Raw genomic sequence first — 16,649 nt, forward strand, 5'->3', positions numbered from 1 at the left:
GATGATGTGAGCGCGGCCGGAACCTGTCAAGGCGTGCGGCCGCTTGACCTTTAACGAGTTAGGTCCGAGAGTCCTGAACCCATGAACCACCGTTTCCGACGACAGGGACGAGGTGTGTGATGGGCCGGATCACCAGGAGAGCGCTGCTGGCCGGGTCGGCCGCGGGGGCCGCCGGAGGCCTGCTGCCTGCGGCGGGCCCGGCGGCGGCCGCGTCGCGGGCGGCCCGCGCGAGCTACCGCGCCGGGTACCACTTCACCGTGCCCGCGCAGTGGAAGAACGACCCGCAGCGCCCGATATGGATCGACGGGAAGTACCACTACTACTACCTCCACAACGCCGACTACCTCGCCGGTCGGGTCGGCACCGCCTGGCGGCTGGCCACCAGCCGTGACCTGGTCTCCTTCACCGACGGGGGGATCGCCGTGCCCAAGGACACCACGCCCAACGGCGACGTCTGGTCGGGCTCGGCCGTGGTCGACGGCGGCGGCACGGCGGGCTTCGGGGCGGGCGCGGTGATCGTCCTGGCCACCATGTCCCCGCACGACGGCCCGGCCGACCAGGCGCAGTACCTGTACTACTCCACCGACGGCGGCCGCACGTTCACCCCGCACGGCACCGAACCGGTGCTGCCCAACCCCGGCGTGCGCGACTTCCGCGACCCGAAGGTGATCCGCGACGAGGAACGCGGCCGCTGGGTGATGACCCTCGCCGAGAACGACAAGGTCGGCTTCTACCACTCCGCCGACCTCAAGTCCTGGACGTACGTGAGCGGTTTCGTGCGGCAGGGCATCGGGGTGCTGGAGTGCCCCGACCTGTTCCGCATCCGCGCCGCGGACGGCACGGCCAAGTGGGTGCTGGGCGTGAGCGCCAACGGCAAGGGCGCCGGGCTGCCCAACACCTACGCCTACTGGACGGGCTCCTTCGACGGCAGCGCCTTCACCGCCGACACGGCCGATCCCCAGTGGCTCGACCACGGCTGGGACTGGTACGGGGCCGTCACCTTCGACAAGCACGCCGCCGACGGCACGGTCGACCCCGGGACCCGGTACGCGATCGGCTGGCTCAACAACTGGGACTACGCCCACATCACGCCCACGATCGACACCGACGGCTTCAACGGCACCGACTCGATCGTCCGTGAGGTGACGCTGCAGCGTGGCAGCGACGGCACGTACCACCTGGCCTCCCGGCCGGTCACCGCGCTCGACCGGTATGTGTCGCGCACCGTGCGGCTGGGCGATCTGGAGGTGGAGGGCACCCGGATCCTCGACCATCGCGGCACCGCCTACGAAGTGACCGGTGAGATCACCTGGGACCGGCTCGCGGGCGCCGGACTGCAGCTGCGGCGCTCCCCGGACGGCGTCCGCCACATCGACGCGGGCTTCCACCGCGACTACGTCTTCCTCAACCGCGGCCCCTCGGTGTCGCCCGACATGACCGGCCGCTACCGGGAGAGCCGCAGCCCCTTCGATCCGGCCCGCCGGGCGGTACGGCTGCGGATCCTGGTCGACCGCACGTCGGTGGAGATGTTCGTGGACGACGGCCGGTACGTGCACTCCTCGGCGGTCTTCCCGTACCTGGTCGACACAGGACTCGCGCTGTTCACGACGGAAGGCAGGGCGGTGTTCCGGGACGTCGTGATCCGGGAGTTCAGGGTGTGAGGCGGGGTCGCCACCGGCGGGGATCGCTGTCACGATCTCCGGGACGGACCTGACCCACCATCGGAGTGCTCATGACGACGGACAGCCGGACGACGGACGTGCGGGAGGCCGGGGTGGAGGTGCGGCCGGTCGCCGGGTACATCGGGGCGGAGATCCACGGGGTGGATCTGGCCGGTGAGCTCGACGACGCCGTGGTCGCCGCGATCAGGGCGGCGGTGCTGCGGTGGAAGGTCGTGTTCTTCCGGGGCCAGCGGCTCGACCACGCCGGGCACGTGGCGGTCGCGCGGCGGTTCGGGGAGCCGGTGGTGCTGCCGCGCCGCGGCAGGGCGTCGCCGCCGGACTACCCGGAGATCGAGACGACGGCCGACCGGCTGGAGCTGGGCGGGCGGTACGGGATGGAGCACGACGAGTGGCTGGCCCGGCGCCGCCACACCCTGCTGCGCGGCTGGCACTGCGACCACGGCGCCCGTGTCGACCCGCCCGCCGCCACGATCCTGCGCGCCGAGACCGTCCCGCCCTACGGCGGCGACACCACCTGGGCGAACCTCGCGGCGGCCTACGCCGGACTCTCCGCGCCGCTGCGGCGGTTCGTCGACGGGCTGCGGGCCGAGCACCGGCTCGGCGTCGGCTACCAGCCCCGGCCCGGCGACGACGCCTACGTCCGCCACCTGCTGGACCGCCAGGTCGCCTCGCTGCACCCCCTGGTGCGCGTCCACCCCGAGACGGGCGAGCGGATCCTGTACGTCAACGGCTACTACGTCGAGCAGATCGCCGGGCTGTCCCGGCCGGAGAGCGGCGCGATCCTGGAGATGCTGCTGGAACAGGCGGTCCGGCCCGAGTACACCGTCCGGTTCCGCTGGGAACCGGGCAGCGTGGCGTTCTGGGACAACCGCGCCACCATGCACCTGGCCCCCGGCGACACCGCCCACCTCGACCACCCGCGGATCATGCACCGGGTGATGCTCGCCGGGGACGTGCCGGCCGGGGTGGACGGCACGCCGTCGGAGGCGATCACCGGCAGCGAGCCCGGGCGCTGGTGACGCGTCAGGCCGCGGGCCGCCACCCCAGGGCCGGGCCGAGCTTCGTCGCCATGTCCGTGAGGATCTGCACGTAGTCCTCGTGCTCGAAGGTGAACGGCAGGGCGAACGCCACCTCGTCCACCTCCCGGAACGCGGCGTGCGCCCGCAGCCGCTCGGCGATCTCCGCCGAGGTGCCCACCAGGTCCGGCGCGAACAGCAGCCGCGCCGGGCCCTGCGGCCCGGCCGTGCGCGGGGCGCGCCGGGCGGCGTACTCCTCGTACCGGGCGCGCTGTTCGGGCCAGGCGGAGTCCGTGGGGATCACCACCAGGCCCTGCGAGACCCGGGCGGCCTCGCCGTCGGGGTGGGCGGCCCGGAAGGCCCGGATCTGGGCCAGCTGGATCTCCGCGAAGTCGTACGGGCCCTGGGGGTCCTCGGCCTTCACGACGCTGCTGGTGAGGAGGTTCATGCCGTGCTCGCCCGCCCACCGGGCCGACCGCAGGCTGCCGCCGCCGTACCACAGGCGGCGGCCCAGGCCCGGGGAGTGCGGCTGCACCCGGTCGGAGCTGTACTCGATGTGCGGCTGCCGCTGCGTGGCTTCGAAGCCCTCCACGCCGCCGAAGTCCGTCACCGGCTTGCCGCGCACGAAGTCCAGCAGCCGCTCCACCCGCCCGTAGCCGAAGTCCTCCGACTCGGCCGTGTCCGGGTAGAGCGCGCCCTTGACCTGGTCGAAGTGCATCGGCGGGCCGACGCTCACCCCCGGGTTGAGACGGCCGCCGGACAGCAGGTCGACGGTGGCCAGGTCCTCCGCCAGCCGCAGCGGGTTCTCCCAGCCGAGCGGGACGACCGCCGTGCCGAGCTCGATGCGGCGGGTGCGCTGCGTGGCCGCGGACAGGACCGCGACGGGGGAGGAGATGCCGTTCTGGAGGTGGCGGTGGCGCACCCACGCGCTGTCGAAGCCGAGCCGCTCGCCCAGCTCGATGAGCTCCAGGGTCGACTCGTGCCCCCGGCGCGGATCCGCCTCGTCGAACAGCCCGATGGTCAGGAAACCCAGCTTGCGCAGCGGTCGCGGAGTCGGTGGCACGGGCCCTCCAGGGTGAACCTTCAACGGCGTACGGCTGTGCCAACCGGGCGGCGATCCCCGCTGTTCCCGTCCGGCGGCGTCAGCGCAACGGGATCGTCACGTCGTCCTCCACCGGCGGGTCGACCTCCTGGGCGCGGTTGCCGGTGGCCGCGTAGCAGCGCAGCCGGACCGACTCCGGTGAGACGTCCAGGCGCAGGAAGCACTTGAAGAAGGGCGGGCTGTACGTCGCCGAACTCGGCGAGAACAACGACGTGTAGATCTTCCGCACGGGCAGCCGGAACCGCTTGGCCCGGTCGGGGCGGCGGCCGGTGCCGAGCAGCCCCGCGACCAGCCGGACGCGCCGGGTGACGCGGGCCGGGGTGCCCGGGGTGCGCGCGGGCCTGATGCCGAGGCGCTCGGCGATCACGGCGGTCGCCTCCGCCTCCGTGAGCGTGAAGAAGCGGCGCAGGCGCAGCCGGCGGCCGTAGAGCCGGCTGTAGAAGGCGAGGGAGTCGCCGCGCAGCGGATAGCAGCGGAAGTCGTCCTCGGTGACCCCGGCGACTCCGACGCGCGGAATGGTGTGGGTGGCGTGCATGAACGCCCCGCCGCCGCCCGCGACGACGTACTGCAGGGTGCGCCCGTCCGCCAGCCGGACCGGGTAGCGCTGGTAGTTGTGGATGTCGCCGCCGATGGCCGCCACGTAGTGGTGGTCCGGGTCGCGGACGATGGCGTCGACCGTGCCGCCGCCCTCGACGGCACACGGCTCGTGCCGGCCGTCCACGTACAGGGGGGAGCCGGTGACCAGGATCTTCGGGCGGGAGCCCCGGGAGACCTCGCGCAGCCAGGCGCCCTGCCGGGTGTCGACGGTGCCGAGCAGGCCGGTGTCGATGCCGACGATCCGGACCGGCCCCGCGTCGATCGCCCAGTACGGGCCCGGCTGGACGGCCTGCTGGTCGGGGGCCGGACGCAACGCCCGGGCCTCGGCCAGACGCTGTCCGTCGTCCGGGCGGGGCCGGTGCCACAGCAGCGACCGCAGCCAGGCCCGGCTGGGCGGCCGCAGCCGGGGCTCGGCGGGCAGGGGCGGGGCGTCGCCGCAGAAGACGCGCATGAAGCCGCCGAGGTCCTCGTACCAGTCGTGGTTGCCGGGTATCGCGTAGATCGGCGCCCGGTAGTCCCGGTAGGGGCGGAAGAACTTCGTGCCGTAGTCGTCGGCGCTGCCCACCGGGTAGATCACGTCACTGGCGAGGACAGCGAAGCGGGTGTCCTGACCCGTCCTCAGCAGGCCCGGCACGACGGCGTACTGGGGGTCGTCGCCCTCCCCGGTGTCGCCGACGACCAGGAAGGAGAAGCGGTCCGGGTCGTCGCGGCGGATCACCTTGTCGGCCGGCGCCCCCGCGGCCTCGCGCTGCGCCACCCAGCGGTCCCGGGTCCGGCCGGTGGGGTCCCCGAACCAGGAGGCCAGCACCCCGTTGCGGGCCGCCCACAGCATCCGGGGGTCCAGCCAGGAGATCTTCCCGGTCCGCGGGGGCAACAGCCGCTGGTACGCGCCGCGTTCGGCGGAGCCCCAGCCGGCGCCTTCGGGGGTGTCACGTGAGGAGTCGGGCACCGGTGCACCGTAACAACCGGCCCGGACACCTTGGAGGGAGGGTTCTCACCGCCCGCGGGGCGGTGGCGCCGCCGCCCGGTGCCGCGCGGGGGGCGTCGGCGCGGGGGAGCCGGCGGCCGCGGTGTCCGGCCGTACGGCGGACGGCCGTTCACCCAGGACCAGCAGCGGATCGAACATCACCACGACACCGGCCAGCAGCAGGAAGGCGACCGGTCCCAGCAGCATCGGCAGCAGCAGCGAGAGCGGCGACTCGCCGGCCCAGGTCCCGCCCGTGGTGTCGTGCACGTGGACGCTGACGGCGGCCATGCCCGTGTAGTGCATCCCGGACACCGCCACCCCCATCACCAGACTCGCCGCGAGGCTCGTTCCCATGCCCCGGACGGTGACGGCCGACCACAGCGCGGCGGTCGCCGCGGCCACGGCGATCAGCACGGACAGCGCGACGCCCACCGGGTCGTAGCCGATGTCGCCGTTCAGCCGCATCGCCGCCATGCCCAGGTAGTGCATGCCCGCGATCCCCAGCCCGGTGACGGTGCCCGCCACCGCCAGCGTGCGCACGCCCGGACCGCGGTGGCCGACGATGAACACGCCGGCGCCGACCACGACGACGGCCACCACGAGACTGAGCACCGTCGTCGCCGTGTCGTACCGGACCCGGGTCTCCTCGACGTGGAAGCCGGTCATGGCGATGAAGTGCATCGTCCAGATCCCGCACCCGATGGAGGCGGCGCCCAGCGCCAGCCAGCCCGGCTGCCACGACCGCGCGCCGAGCAGCGAGCGCACGATGCACCGCAGGCCCAGCGCCCCGCCCAGGCAGGCCATCAGATACGCCGCGACCGGCGTCACCGCACCGTAGCGGAACCCCTCGACCGTGCCGTCCATGAGCCAACTCCCCCCAGAGCCACGGCTGCTGTCCCGCAAGGTCTACGCGCAGTGACCCCGCGGGGCAAGCCCTTGCCGCGGACGGAGCCCGCCGGACGCGCTGCCGCAGGTGGCGAAAGGGGTCAGAAGGCGCGCCTCAGCAGGTCCAGCAGCGCCGCCCAGTGCCGCCGGTCGCCCTCCTCGTGGTACGAGGCCGTGTCGGCCTGGGTGAAGCCGTGCGGCGCGCCGGAGTACACCTCGCAGCGGTGGCGGACGCCCGCCGCCGTCAGGGCGTTCTCCAGACGCTTGATCTGCTCCGTCGGCAGCGACGGGTCCTGGTCGGCGTGGCCGAAGTACAGCTCGGCCGTGACCCGGCCCGCCACCAGGTGCGGGCTGTCGCGCATCTCGGTCGCCAGCCGTCCGCCGTGGAAGCCGGCCGCGGCCGCGACCCGCTCGGGGTGGGTGCCGGCGGTGAGCAGCGACAGGCGGGCGCCCATGCAGTAGCCGGTCAGCGCCACCGGGCCGTCGGCCGCCAGGGGCGACTCGGCCAGCCAGCGCAGATACGCGCCGGCGTCCCGCATCGCCAGGTCGTCGGTCAGGGACCGCATGACCGGCATGATCCGTTCGAAGATCTCCGGACGCGCCCCCGGGTCGATGAACTCGGGCAGGTCGAACAGCGGGGCGCGTCCGGCCCGGTGGAACACGTTGGGCACCAGCACCGTGTACCCCTCGCCGGCCAGCCGGTCCGCCATGGACCGCAGCTGCGGACGCAGGCCGAAGGCGTCCATGAAGACCAGGACCGCCGGGTGGGCCGCCCCGTCGTCCGGGTGGGCCAGATAGGCGTCGGCGGTGCCGTCCTCGGTGGGGATGTCGACAGCGGTTCCCTGTACGGCGGTCATGGCTGGGCTGCCTCTCTGCGAGGGTGGGGGGCCGGGAACCCGTCCGCGTGACCGGGCGGATCACGGTCATCGTGGCACGGCCTTCCCGGGGCATTTCGCCCACCCCCGGCCCCGGAAGCCGACCGTGAACGGCCCTTGGGAGGCCGTTTACCGAACCGGGGGGGGTACCGCCTACTCGAACCGTGAGGTGTCGCCCGCGCCGCGGCGCACGATCTCCGCCTCCCCGCCGGAGAAGTCGACGACCGTGGTCGGCTCGGTGCCGCACTCGCCGGAGTCGACCACCGCGTCCAGGACGTGGTCGAGCTCGTCCTTGATCTCCCAGCCCTGCGTCATCGGCTCGTCCTCGCCCGGCAGCAGCAGGGTGCTGGACAGCAGCGGCTCGCCCAGTTCGGCGAGCAGGGCCTGGGTGACGACATGGTCGGGGATCCGTACCCCGACCGTCTTCTTCTTGGGGTGCTGCAGCATGCGCGGCACCTCCCGCGTCGCCGGCAGGATGAACGTGTAACTGCCGGGCGTGGACGCCTTGATCGCACGGAACACGTCGTTGTCGATACGCACGAACTGGCCGAGCTGCGCGAAGTCCTGGCACACGAGGGTGAAGTGGTGCCGGTCGTCCAGCTTGCGGATCGCGCGGATCCGGTCGATGCCCTCCCGGCTGCCCAGGCGGCAGCCCAGTGCGTAGCAGGAGTCCGTGGGGTAGGCGACAAGGGCGTCCGCGCGGATGCTGTCGGCGATCTGGCCGATGGTGCGCGGCTGGGGGTTGTCGGGGTGCACGTCGTAGTACTTCGCCATCCGCCGAGCTTATGCCGCCCGGGCGGGCCGGTGGCGCAGCGAGGGGGTCCGGCCCGCGGGCGGCCGCCCGGCGACGGCTGAGGTAACGTCCCCGACCGGTGCGCCGGAGGCGGTGCGAGGAGGGAGGGGAGAGCCGAGGTGGCTGGGCGAGAGGACGGGAACCGGCAGCGCGGGACGCGGACCGGGGCGGGGCCGGCGTGGGCGCAGGAACTGCTCGAACACCTGCGGCCGGCCGGGCGGGACGTGCGCAGGGTCGTCGCGTGGCTCGCCGGTGCCGTGGACGGGTCGGTGGCCCTGCAGGACGCCGCCGGGAACCTCGTCGCGGGAACCCGGCTCACCCTCGACGAGGACCTCGTCACGGACATCACCGTCGGGCGGATCGCCTCAGCGGCCTGGCAGAGCCGGGAGCAGCACCTGCGCCTGGTCCGGGTGGAACACCCCTCCTACGCCTGCGTCCTGGCCGTCTCCCGGCCGTCTCCCTTCGACCGGCGGGCCTCCGACGTCGTCGCGCACACCGCCCAGGTGATCGAGCTGCTGCTGACGGCCCGCGAGTCGACCGCCGCCGGGCACCGGCTCCGGCGCGCCACCTCCGACCTGCGCCTGGCCATCCTGCAACTGCTGATGGTCGAGGACACCGTGTCCGCCCGCCGCGTCGCCGCGGGACTCTGGCCGGGCCTCCTCGACGCCGACACGGCGTGCGTGTACGTCGTCGAGTCCGACCCCGCCGCCCGCGACCGCATCATCGAGGACTGCCTCGACCACACCAGGGAGAACGCCCTGGTGGTGCGCTGCCCGGCCATGGACGGGCACGTGATCGTCGTCAGCCCCCGCGAGACCACCGGTGACGCGCTGAAGTCCCTGATCGGACGGCACCCCGACACCTACCTCGGCGGCAGCGTCCGGCAGAGCCTCGCCCGGACCGCCACCGCCTACGGACAGGCCGTCAGCGCCCTCGCCGTCGCGCACTTCAGGCCCGACAAGACGGCCGTGTACGCCGAGCGCACCCACCCCGAGCGCCTGATGGACCCGGTGGCGCTGCGCGCCTGGGCGGCGCGGCTGCTGTGCCCGCTCGACACCCTGCCGCACCACACCCGCGCCGAGCTCCTGGCCACCAGCCGCCTCGGTCTGGAGTTCACCGCGGTCGCCGCCGCCAAGGTCCTCGGCGTCAGCCGCAACACCGTCCGGGCCCGCATGGAACGCGTCGAGACCCTGCTCGGCACCGACTTCACCGACCTCACCGTCCGGGCCGTGGTGCATCTGGCGCTCAACACGCAGATCGGGCTGGCCGACGCCCCGGCCGCGAGCGACACCCGCGCCCCCGGACCGCACCTCGCCGAGCTGGTGTCCGGGCCCGCCCTGCGCACCTGGGCCCGGGACCTGCTGGGCCGCCTGGACGCGGACGCCAGGAACCCGCGCCGGACGCTGCGCGCCTGGATCGCCGCCGGCGGCAACGCCGAACGGGCCGCGCAGACACTGGGCGTGCACGCCCAGACCGTGCGCGAACACGTCCGCAGCGCCGAACCGCTCCTGGAGCGCCAGCTGCTGGCCGCCGGCAGCGACCTGTACGAAGTCGTGCTGGCGCACCTCGCGGTGGGCGACCTCGACCTGCCGCACCTGCACGCCCGCGCCTGACCGGTTTGCCTCCCGGGCAATCGGCCGGCCCGCTTCCGTCGGGACGAACCAGGGCCATCCGGACTCAGCTGTGCACGGGTGAGCCCTGTTGAGCACGCAACGGGCATCGACGCGGTTCACAAGGCATCGGCCCTGGACGTAGGTTCGACGCATCGCGGGGGCTCGACCGGAACGGGGGACCGGTCGCGCTCCCGCGCACCGCCCAGGGGTCGGCTGCCTCAACCCCGCAGCCGGACCGGTATCTCCCGCCAGCCGAAGGCGACGAACGACGGCACCTGCCGCAGTCCCGCGCCACCGGCGGCCAGGCGCAGGTCCGGGAAGCGGCCGAACGGCGCGGGCAGCGCGGTCAGTGCCTCCAGGCGGGCCGGCGGCGCCCCGATGCAGCGGTGGACGCCGATCCCGAACGAGAGATGGTCGTCGGCGGCGCGCGTGGCGTCGAAGACGTCGGCGTCCGGCCCGTAGTGCGCGGGATCGAGCCCCGCTGCGGCGTAGGTCGTGATGATGGCGTCGCCGGCCGGGATCCGCACCTCCCCGACGTCGAGGTCGTCGACGGCGAACCGCGGCGGCAGCGAGGCGATCGACGGGTGGACGCGCAGCGTCTCGTCGACGACGGCGTCCCAGCCGATCCGCCCCGACCTCACGTCGGCCAGCTGCTCCGGGCGGCGCAGCAGGGCGACGACCGCGTTGCCGATCAGGTTCACCGCCGTCTCGAAGCCGGCCTCGATGACCAGCAGCAGCGCGTCCAGCAGCTCCGCCGTGACCGCCTCGACCCGGGGACGCATCGCCTCGGTGCGCCGGTGTGTGAAGCTCGGTGCCACGAGCCTGCGCAGCCGCGTGTGGTCGGCGCCGTACGGGCTCGACGGCGTGGGACACCAGGGCCGTCCCGGGCTCCAGGTGGTTGTGGACCCGGACACGCCGGTACCCCGCGAGCCGGGCCTGACCACCCGTCACCGCGTCCACGAGGTGGGACTCCTCGCGGGCGAGCCCGACCCAGGCGCCGCACACCACCGCGGCGACCTGGTCTCGCCCTCGGCACCCTGTCCGCGTTCGCCCTCGGCGGCGGGCTGCTGCGCGTGCGGCGGCAACTGGACCGGCAGCGGACGAAGACGGCCGCTCTGCGGGCGCAACTGCCGACGGCCAGGTCCGGTATGTCGATCATCAGCCGTTTCCCGTAGGGAGCCGGGCAGGGCGGCGTGCGGGGCGCTCCGGCGAACCACCCGCAGCGCAGTACACACCGTCATCGACCGGTCTCGCACGGTGTAGCGCCACTTCGCTGGGAAAGTGATCGGTGACGGTTCGCATCTGTGGCAACTGTCAGGATTGCCGTACAGGGGAGGGGAGTTGGTGGCGCGTGCCGGTCTGCCCGGCCGTTCGTGACCGGAAAATCACCGCACGAGTGGCTACGGGCTGTGTGTCCTGCCGGAGGCCGGGTACCCGTCCGGCGCCTGAAGAGGTCCGCTCACGGAGAAGGAGGTCCGAATGACCAGCGAGACGGAGACCGGCGGCGCGACCGGTACGCAGGACAAGGACTACAACCTGATCTGGTACGTCGAGGCGTGCCTGAGCAACGCCCTGCGTCTGGAGGGCTACATCCAGGACGCGGAGCGCGCCAAGGACACCGAGGTCGCGGATCTGTTCCGCAAGGCCCAGGCGGACAGCCGCAAGGGTGCCGAGCTGGGCAAGAACCTGCTGCGCGCACGCCTCAGCGAGGGCTGAGCCTGCCCGTACCCGAACGGCCCGGACCCCGGCGGGGTCCGGGCCGTTCGGCGCGCCGAGAGGCCGCTTCAGTCGCCGTCGCCTCGCCTTCTCAGCCGGCGTGCACCTTGCCTGCCTGGACCGTGTAGTGCGCCGGCTCGGAGCAGCCCAGTGACGGCGTGAGGAGCAGGCTCACCGTCAGCGGGGCGGGCTCGGTGCTCGCGGCCGAGAACGCGCAGACCGCGCCCTTGCCGGTGAGCGGGTACCAGAACCAGCCGTCCACGTCCCCCACGGTCACGCGGTCCGACTCCTTCCAGGCGTCGCCGGAGCGGGTGTAGACCTGCAGACGCACGGAGGCGGCGTACTCGTCCTCCGGGGAACGCAGCGCGGTGAGCGTGATCCGGTAGTCGGATCCCAGGGTCGACGAGGCGATCTGGCGGGACTGCGGCGCGGTGGTGCCGGCGCTCGACGCGCCGGCACCGGCGGCGCCCAGGACGGCCGCCGTCGCGAGGGTGAGGGCCGCGGTCACAGCGCGGCGCATCGGCTTGCGGGTCGGACTCATGTGTTCCCCCGTCGGAACGAGTTGGAGGGGTTTGTTCCCCACGGTGGAGAAGACACGTCACGCCCGGCGGGGGTTGTACGGGCTCACAGACCGAAGACGTCACCGACCCGCTCGCTCAGGGCGGCCTCCGTCAGCGTGCCGTCGACGGTGAGAGAGGGCAGCCCCCGTCGTGCCGTCTCCTCGCGCAGCCGCCTCGTGAACAGGTCGTCCCGCGCGGCGAGATTGCGGGCCGCCCGCTCCGGATCGCCGGTCCGCTCCGTGAAGCTCCCTCCGGCCGCGGCCCGGCTCCGGAACGCGGCCCGGCGGAATTCCGGCGTCGGAAGCAGCCAGACGGCGTGCCCCGGCCCCGGGAGCAGCGGTGCCACGAGGTGCGGCAGCAGCCGGAACCCCTCGACGAGGACGCAGGACCCGCGCGGCATGCGCAGCAGGTCCTCGACGATCAGGCCGAACGCCTCACCCCGGAACCAGTGGAAGGTCTCCAGCATCACCTCGGGGGAGCGGCGCACCCACCGCTCGTCCATGTCCATCGCCAGGAACGCATGCAGCAGGGGCGCCTCAGCTGCGGTGGTGCGGCGCGCGTGGTCCGCCATCACGTCGTCGGTCGAGTAGAGGCGCAGCCCGTGCCTGTGGGCGAGACGCCGCGCGACCGTCGACTTGCCCGCGCCGCTGCCGCCTCCGATCCAGTAGACGTGCCGCACACCTGCCCCTCCCTGCCCCCGCGACCCGATTGTCAGTGGTGGGTGCCACGATGCCGGAGCCGTGGAGCGGCCACCACGGCATCCGACGAACGGGGAGGAGCCGATCGTGCGCAGGCCGGTCGAAGGAGAAGTGTTCGTGCACTACGGCCGGCTCTACGTCGTCAGCGATCCGGACGGCAGCGGACCGGACCTCGGGGTGGCGTTCGCCGGGCAGTTCTCGGGGTTGTGCGGGGCCGCGACCCCCGGCGCGCTGTGGCTGCACACCGGGCTGCACACCGGGGACGTGGGTTTCACCGTCGAGGTCCACGAGCAGGCCCCGCCGCTCGATGCGGTCTGGGAGGACGTGGTGGAGGTGTCCTTCCGGCCCGTCTCGGCGGACAGCGCGCTCGAGGAGTGGGCGGGGGAGGCAACCTGGCCGCTCGGCCTGGAGGTGACCGACTACCGGGTGCGGTACTGCGCCCAGGGCATGGACCGGGCGCACGAGCGGGACACCCGGTCGGACGACGAGCCGCCACTGGACCGGTACCTGCTCCAGTTCTGGCCCGCGCCGCCCGAGCCGGACCGTGTCCTGAGACAGACCTCGGCCATCGCCGCCTACTGGCACTCCTTCGCCCGCGAACAGCCCCCTCCGCCCACCCCGGCCGAACGCGCCGGAACCGAACGCCGGGCACGACCGGCCCGGGAGACGGAGGAACGGGAACGCCTGCTCGCCGTCGAACGGCGGCAGTGAGGCGGGCCCCCTGCATGTCGCAGCCGCCCATGGCGTTGCCCGCGGTGCCGGCGGCGGCCGGGCCCCGACCCGTTCCGGGCGGCCCCCGACGCGCTGTACGCGGCGGTGACCGCGTACGGGGAGGAGCGCCGGGCCCTCCTGGACGAGGTCGGGTCCGTCGTGGAGGGCGGGCACCCGTAGGCGCCCCGCACGGGCCACGCCGGAGACCGGGCCCGGGGACGGCCGGGGTAGGACGGCCGGGGATCGGGAGCCGGTGCGACCGAGCGGTCCGGTGTGCCCGAGTGATTCCGCTGGGCGTGAGTGATTCCGTCCCACCGGGTACCCGGGCGTTCCCGCCATGACCGGCCGGGCGGCCGCGCGCGGCCCCGCCCCGGCCGGCCGCCGGCCCCGAGCCGAAGGAGACCCTGCTCATGACGGACGTATCCGGCACCGGTCCCGCTCCGGGCGACGACCGCAAGGTCCTCACCAATCGCCAGGGCCATCCGGTCTACGACAACCAGAACCAGCGCACCGTCGGCGCCCGCGGCCCGGCCACGCTGGAGAACTACCAGTTCCTGGAGAAGATCAGCCACTTCGACCGGGAACGCATCCCCGAGCGCGTCGTGCACGCCCGCGGCGTCACCGCCTACGGCCACTTCGAGGCCTACGGCACCTGGGGGGACGAGCCGATCAGCCGCTACACCCGGGCCAAACTGTTCCAGGAGCGCGGCAAGCGCACCGACGTGGCCGTCCGCTTCTCCACCGTCATCGGCGGCCGGGACTCCTCCGAGGCCGCCCGCGACCCGCGTGGTTTCGCCGTCAAGTTCTACACCGAAGACGGCAACTGGGACCTGGTCGGCAACAACCTCGGCGTCTTCTTCATCCGCGACGCCATCAAGTTCCCGGACGTCATCCACGCCCTGAAGCCGGACCCGGTGACCTTCGAGCAGCAGCCGAACCGGATCTTCGACTTCATGTCGCAGACGCCCGAGGCCATGCACATGCTGGTCAACCTGTTCAGCCCGCGCGGCATCCCCGCCGACTACCGCCACATGCAGGGCTTCGGCGTCAACACCTACAAGTGGGTCAACGCCGACGGCGAGACCAAGCTGGTCAAGTACCACTGGATGCCCAAGCAGGGCGTGCGCAGCATGACCGAGGAGGACGCGGCCAACGTCCAGGCGGACACCCTGGGCCACGCCACGAAGGACCTGTACGAGGCGGTCGCCCGCGGTGAGCACCCGGAGTGGGAGCTGCTCGTCCAGATGATGGACGACCACGACCACCCGGAGCTCGACTTCGACCCGCTGGACGACACCAAGACCTGGCCCGAGCAGGAGTTCCCGCCGAAGCCGGTGGGCCGGATGGTGCTCGACCGGATGCCGGAGAACTTCTTCGCCGAGAACGAGCAGATCTCCTTCGGCACCGGCGTCCTGGTCGACGGCCTGGACTTCTCCGACGACAAGATGCTCGTCGGCCGGACCTTCTCCTACAGCGACACCCAGCGCTACCGGGTCGGCCCGAACTACCTCCAGCTGCCCGTCAACCAGGCGAAGAACGCCGACGTGCGGACCAACCAGCGCGACGGCCAGATGGCCTACCACCAGGACGGCGGCGGGGAGAACCCGCAGGTCAACTACGAGCCGTCGATCACCGGCGGGCTGCGCGAGGCGCAGTACCCGACCCACGACGAGCAAGGTCCGGAGATCACCGGCAGGCTCACCCGCAAGCGCATCCCGCGCACCAACGACTACCTCCAGGCCGGTCAGCGCTACCTGCTGATGGAGGACTGGGAGCGCGACGACCTGGTGAAGAACTTCGTCGGTCAGCTGTCCCAGTGCGACCGGGCCATCCAGGAGCGCATGGTCTGGCACTTCCTGCTGGTCGAGAACGACCTCGGGCTGCGGGTCGGCGAAGGGCTCGGCATCGGCCCCGAGGACGTGACCGGCCTGGAGCCGCTGGCGAGCCAGGACCTGACGGACGAGGACCGGGAGCGCCTGTCCCGGCTGGGCAAGAACCAGCCGCGCGACGTGGAGGGCCTCACCATGACCCACTGCGTCCCCGACGAGCGGCACGTGGTGACGCGCTGACCGGTCAGTTCGTCACGGCCGAGCGGGCCACGGACAGGGCGTGCTCGGCGTAGCTCCGGCCGAACAGCACGGCGTGCACCAGCAGTGGGAACAGCTGGTGCACGCCGACGCGTCCGGTCCAGCCGCCGGCGAGCGGCGCCACCTCCTGGTAGCCGTCCAGCACGGCCTCCAGATGCGGGCAGCCGAACAGGCTCAGCATCGCCAGATCCGTCTCGCGGTGCCCGCCGTGCGCGGCCGGGTCGATCAGCCGGACGTCGCCGTCCGCCGCCCACAGCACGTTGCCGTTCCACAGGTCGCCGTGCAGCCGGGCGGGCGGCTCGGCGGGCCCGGCCAGTTCGGGCAGCCGCTCGCACAGCCGTTCCACGACGGCCGCCTCGCCGACGCGGACCGTGCCCCGGTCGACCGCCTGCCGCAGATACGGCAGCACCCGTTGCGCGGCGTACCAGCCCGGCCAGTCGGCGCCGGGCTCGTTGCGCATCGGGGCGAGCCCGATGTACGCGTCCGCCGGCCCGCCCGGTGGCGGCGCCCCGAACGCCGGCGCCCCGGCCGCGTGCAGCCCCGCCAGGTCCCGTCCGAAGCGCACCGCCGCCTCCCGGCTCGGCCGCCCCTCCACCACCCGGTCGATGACCAGCCACGGCCCGTCGTCGCCGTGGACGGCCGGCACCCGCACGGTCCCGGCCGCGGCCAGCCACCGCAGCCCGGCGGCCTCGGCCCGAGCGGCCCCCGGCGCGTCGGACCGCTTGGCGACCACGACCCGCCCGTCGTCGAGCGTGACCTCGGCGAGCGCCCCGGACAGGGGCTTCTCGCCGCCGACCGCCCGCCCCGTGAGCCGGGCCACGGCATCCGAACGGTCGGTCATCGGTGCTCCTGTCTCCACGCCGGGCGCGATCGCCACTCAGGCTACGGCCACGCGCCTGCCCGCCCGGGCCCGGCGTCACGCGGGACGGTGAAATCCCGTCCCGGGTCGACAGAACCGGCCTCCGCCGGGGGAGCAGTCCGGGCATGACCACTACACCGTTCCAGCGCACGATCGCCCTGCCCGCCCCGGTGTGCGAACAGGCCGCACAGCACCTGGAGCAGGCCGCGCACCGGGCCGTCGACGGGGCCGCCGTCCCGCTGAAGGCGTTCCGCGCGGCCGCCGACAGCGACTTCGTCCTGCCCCTGTCCGTGGTGGAGCAGGCCGCGGCCTGCCTGCTGGTCCTGGCCACCGAGACGGCCCAGACCGTACGTCCCTCCGCGCTGCGCGCCGTCATCAGCGTCGCCCTGCGGCTGCGCGACGCCGTGGAACTGGCCCACCAGCCCGCCCTCAGCAGCCGCTTCTGGTGAGCGGCGGCGGCCGTCAGCCCTGGGCCGTGTCTTTCCGGT

Annotated in this window: 15 protein-coding genes and 2 pseudogenes; 7 read left to right on the forward strand and 10 right to left on the reverse strand. The window is 73.4% G+C overall.

Translation table 11 applies throughout. From position 1 onward, the window contains the following. The first annotated feature begins 119 nt into the window (after positions 1–119). Entirely contained in the window at positions 120–1,661 is a 1,542-nt protein-coding gene (locus ACPXCS_RS27485; protein WP_425950524.1) for a glycoside hydrolase family 32 protein, read from the forward strand. A 71-nt stretch (positions 1,662–1,732) separates the two neighbouring features. Continuing rightward, positions 1,733–2,701, forward strand: a complete 969-nt coding sequence (locus tag ACPXCS_RS27490) for a TauD/TfdA dioxygenase family protein (RefSeq protein WP_425950526.1) — start codon at positions 1,733–1,735, stop codon at positions 2,699–2,701. Positions 2,702–2,705: 4 nt separating this feature from the next. On the opposite strand, the gene ACPXCS_RS27495 is transcribed toward ACPXCS_RS27490, so the two are convergent. The 5 genes from ACPXCS_RS27495 to ACPXCS_RS27515 all read right to left on the reverse strand — a co-directional run bounded on the left by ACPXCS_RS27495 (position 2,706) and on the right by ACPXCS_RS27515 (position 7,898). Then, entirely contained in the window at positions 2,706–3,761 is a 1,056-nt protein-coding gene (locus ACPXCS_RS27495; protein WP_425950528.1) for an LLM class flavin-dependent oxidoreductase, read from the reverse strand. Positions 3,762–3,840: 79 nt separating this feature from the next. After that, on the reverse strand, positions 3,841–5,346 hold the full coding sequence (locus tag ACPXCS_RS27500) for a metallophosphoesterase family protein (protein WP_425950530.1): 1,506 nt from the start codon (positions 5,344–5,346) through the stop codon (positions 3,841–3,843). A gap of 45 nt (positions 5,347–5,391) precedes the next feature. Next, positions 5,392–6,228 (reverse strand): MHYT domain-containing protein, encoded by an 837-nt coding sequence (locus tag ACPXCS_RS27505; RefSeq protein WP_425950532.1) that lies wholly within the window; start codon positions 6,226–6,228, stop codon positions 5,392–5,394. Positions 6,229–6,350: 122 nt separating this feature from the next. Beyond that, positions 6,351–7,106: a dienelactone hydrolase family protein gene (locus ACPXCS_RS27510; RefSeq protein WP_425950534.1), complete on the reverse strand. Its 756-nt coding sequence runs from the start codon at positions 7,104–7,106 to the stop codon at positions 6,351–6,353. A 171-nt stretch (positions 7,107–7,277) separates the two neighbouring features. Further along, positions 7,278–7,898: an L-threonylcarbamoyladenylate synthase gene (locus tag ACPXCS_RS27515; RefSeq protein WP_425950536.1), complete on the reverse strand. Its 621-nt coding sequence runs from the start codon at positions 7,896–7,898 to the stop codon at positions 7,278–7,280. A 138-nt stretch (positions 7,899–8,036) separates the two neighbouring features. On the opposite strand from ACPXCS_RS27515, the gene ACPXCS_RS27520 reads away from it, so the two are divergent. Continuing rightward, positions 8,037–9,530 (forward strand): helix-turn-helix domain-containing protein, encoded by a 1,494-nt coding sequence (locus tag ACPXCS_RS27520; RefSeq protein WP_425950538.1) that lies wholly within the window; start codon positions 8,037–8,039, stop codon positions 9,528–9,530. A gap of 218 nt (positions 9,531–9,748) precedes the next feature. Here ACPXCS_RS27520 and ACPXCS_RS27525 read toward each other — a convergent pair. Next, positions 9,749–10,369: pseudogene (locus ACPXCS_RS27525) on the reverse strand (cytochrome P450); the annotation flags it as partial. Between the two features lie 10 nt (positions 10,370–10,379). Then, positions 10,380–10,556 (reverse strand): annotated as a pseudogene (locus ACPXCS_RS27530) (ATP-binding protein); the annotation flags it as partial. 453 nt (positions 10,557–11,009) lie between these two features. Between ACPXCS_RS27530 and ACPXCS_RS27535 the strand changes: the two are divergent. Further along, on the forward strand, positions 11,010–11,246 hold the full coding sequence (locus ACPXCS_RS27535) for a hypothetical protein (protein ID WP_311678792.1): 237 nt from the start codon (positions 11,010–11,012) through the stop codon (positions 11,244–11,246). A 91-nt stretch (positions 11,247–11,337) separates the two neighbouring features. Here ACPXCS_RS27535 and ACPXCS_RS27540 read toward each other — a convergent pair whose 3' ends face one another. Then, a complete protein-coding gene (locus tag ACPXCS_RS27540; RefSeq protein ID WP_425950540.1) occupies positions 11,338–11,787 on the reverse strand; it encodes a hypothetical protein in 450 nt (149 codons plus the stop codon). A gap of 83 nt (positions 11,788–11,870) precedes the next feature. After that, complete coding sequence (locus ACPXCS_RS27545; protein WP_425950541.1) at positions 11,871–12,485, reverse strand: AAA family ATPase; 615 nt, start codon at positions 12,483–12,485, stop codon at positions 11,871–11,873. A gap of 106 nt (positions 12,486–12,591) precedes the next feature. Here ACPXCS_RS27545 and ACPXCS_RS27550 point away from each other — a divergent pair, with 106 nt between their 5' ends. Both ACPXCS_RS27550 and ACPXCS_RS27555 read left to right on the forward strand, forming a co-directional pair. Then, positions 12,592–13,215 carry a hypothetical protein gene (locus tag ACPXCS_RS27550; protein ID WP_425950543.1) on the forward strand — a complete coding sequence of 208 codons (624 nt, stop codon included), beginning with the start codon at positions 12,592–12,594 and terminating at the stop codon, positions 13,213–13,215. Positions 13,216–13,625: 410 nt separating this feature from the next. Then, positions 13,626–15,284, forward strand: a complete 1,659-nt coding sequence (locus tag ACPXCS_RS27555) for a catalase (RefSeq protein ID WP_425950545.1) — start codon at positions 13,626–13,628, stop codon at positions 15,282–15,284. Positions 15,285–15,288: 4 nt separating this feature from the next. Here the strand turns inward: ACPXCS_RS27555 and ACPXCS_RS27560 are convergent, their stop codons facing one another. Beyond that, the gene (locus ACPXCS_RS27560; protein WP_425950547.1) at positions 15,289–16,143 is read right to left on the reverse strand and encodes a fructosamine kinase family protein; all 855 of its coding nucleotides are present in this window, start codon (positions 16,141–16,143) and stop codon (positions 15,289–15,291) included. A gap of 143 nt (positions 16,144–16,286) precedes the next feature. Here ACPXCS_RS27560 and ACPXCS_RS27565 point away from each other — a divergent pair, with 143 nt between their 5' ends. Beyond that, the gene (locus tag ACPXCS_RS27565) at positions 16,287–16,610 is read left to right on the forward strand and encodes a hypothetical protein (protein ID WP_425950548.1); all 324 of its coding nucleotides are present in this window, start codon (positions 16,287–16,289) and stop codon (positions 16,608–16,610) included. Positions 16,611–16,649: the final 39 nt, after the last annotated feature.

The organism is Streptomyces sp. DT190, assembly GCF_049846985.1.
Taxonomy (GTDB): Bacteria; Actinomycetota; Actinomycetes; order Streptomycetales; family Streptomycetaceae; genus Streptomyces.

Coding starts and splice junctions, on each gene's coding strand:
- ACPXCS_RS27505 (WP_425950532.1), bottom strand. CDS start 6,228: ATGGACGGCACGGTCGAGGGGTTCCGCTACGGTGCGGTGACGCCGGTC.
- ACPXCS_RS27485 (WP_425950524.1), top strand. CDS start 120: ATGGGCCGGATCACCAGGAGAGCGCTGCTGGCCGGGTCGGCCGCGGGG.
- ACPXCS_RS27565 (WP_425950548.1), top strand. CDS start 16,287: ATGACCACTACACCGTTCCAGCGCACGATCGCCCTGCCCGCCCCGGTG.
- ACPXCS_RS27535 (WP_311678792.1), top strand. CDS start 11,010: ATGACCAGCGAGACGGAGACCGGCGGCGCGACCGGTACGCAGGACAAG.
- ACPXCS_RS27510 (WP_425950534.1), bottom strand. CDS start 7,106: ATGACCGCCGTACAGGGAACCGCTGTCGACATCCCCACCGAGGACGGC.
- ACPXCS_RS27540 (WP_425950540.1), bottom strand. CDS start 11,787: ATGAGTCCGACCCGCAAGCCGATGCGCCGCGCTGTGACCGCGGCCCTC.
- ACPXCS_RS27560 (WP_425950547.1), bottom strand. CDS start 16,143: ATGACCGACCGTTCGGATGCCGTGGCCCGGCTCACGGGGCGGGCGGTC.
- ACPXCS_RS27515 (WP_425950536.1), bottom strand. CDS start 7,898: ATGGCGAAGTACTACGACGTGCACCCCGACAACCCCCAGCCGCGCACC.
- ACPXCS_RS27555 (WP_425950545.1), top strand. CDS start 13,626: ATGACGGACGTATCCGGCACCGGTCCCGCTCCGGGCGACGACCGCAAG.
- ACPXCS_RS27490 (WP_425950526.1), top strand. CDS start 1,733: ATGACGACGGACAGCCGGACGACGGACGTGCGGGAGGCCGGGGTGGAG.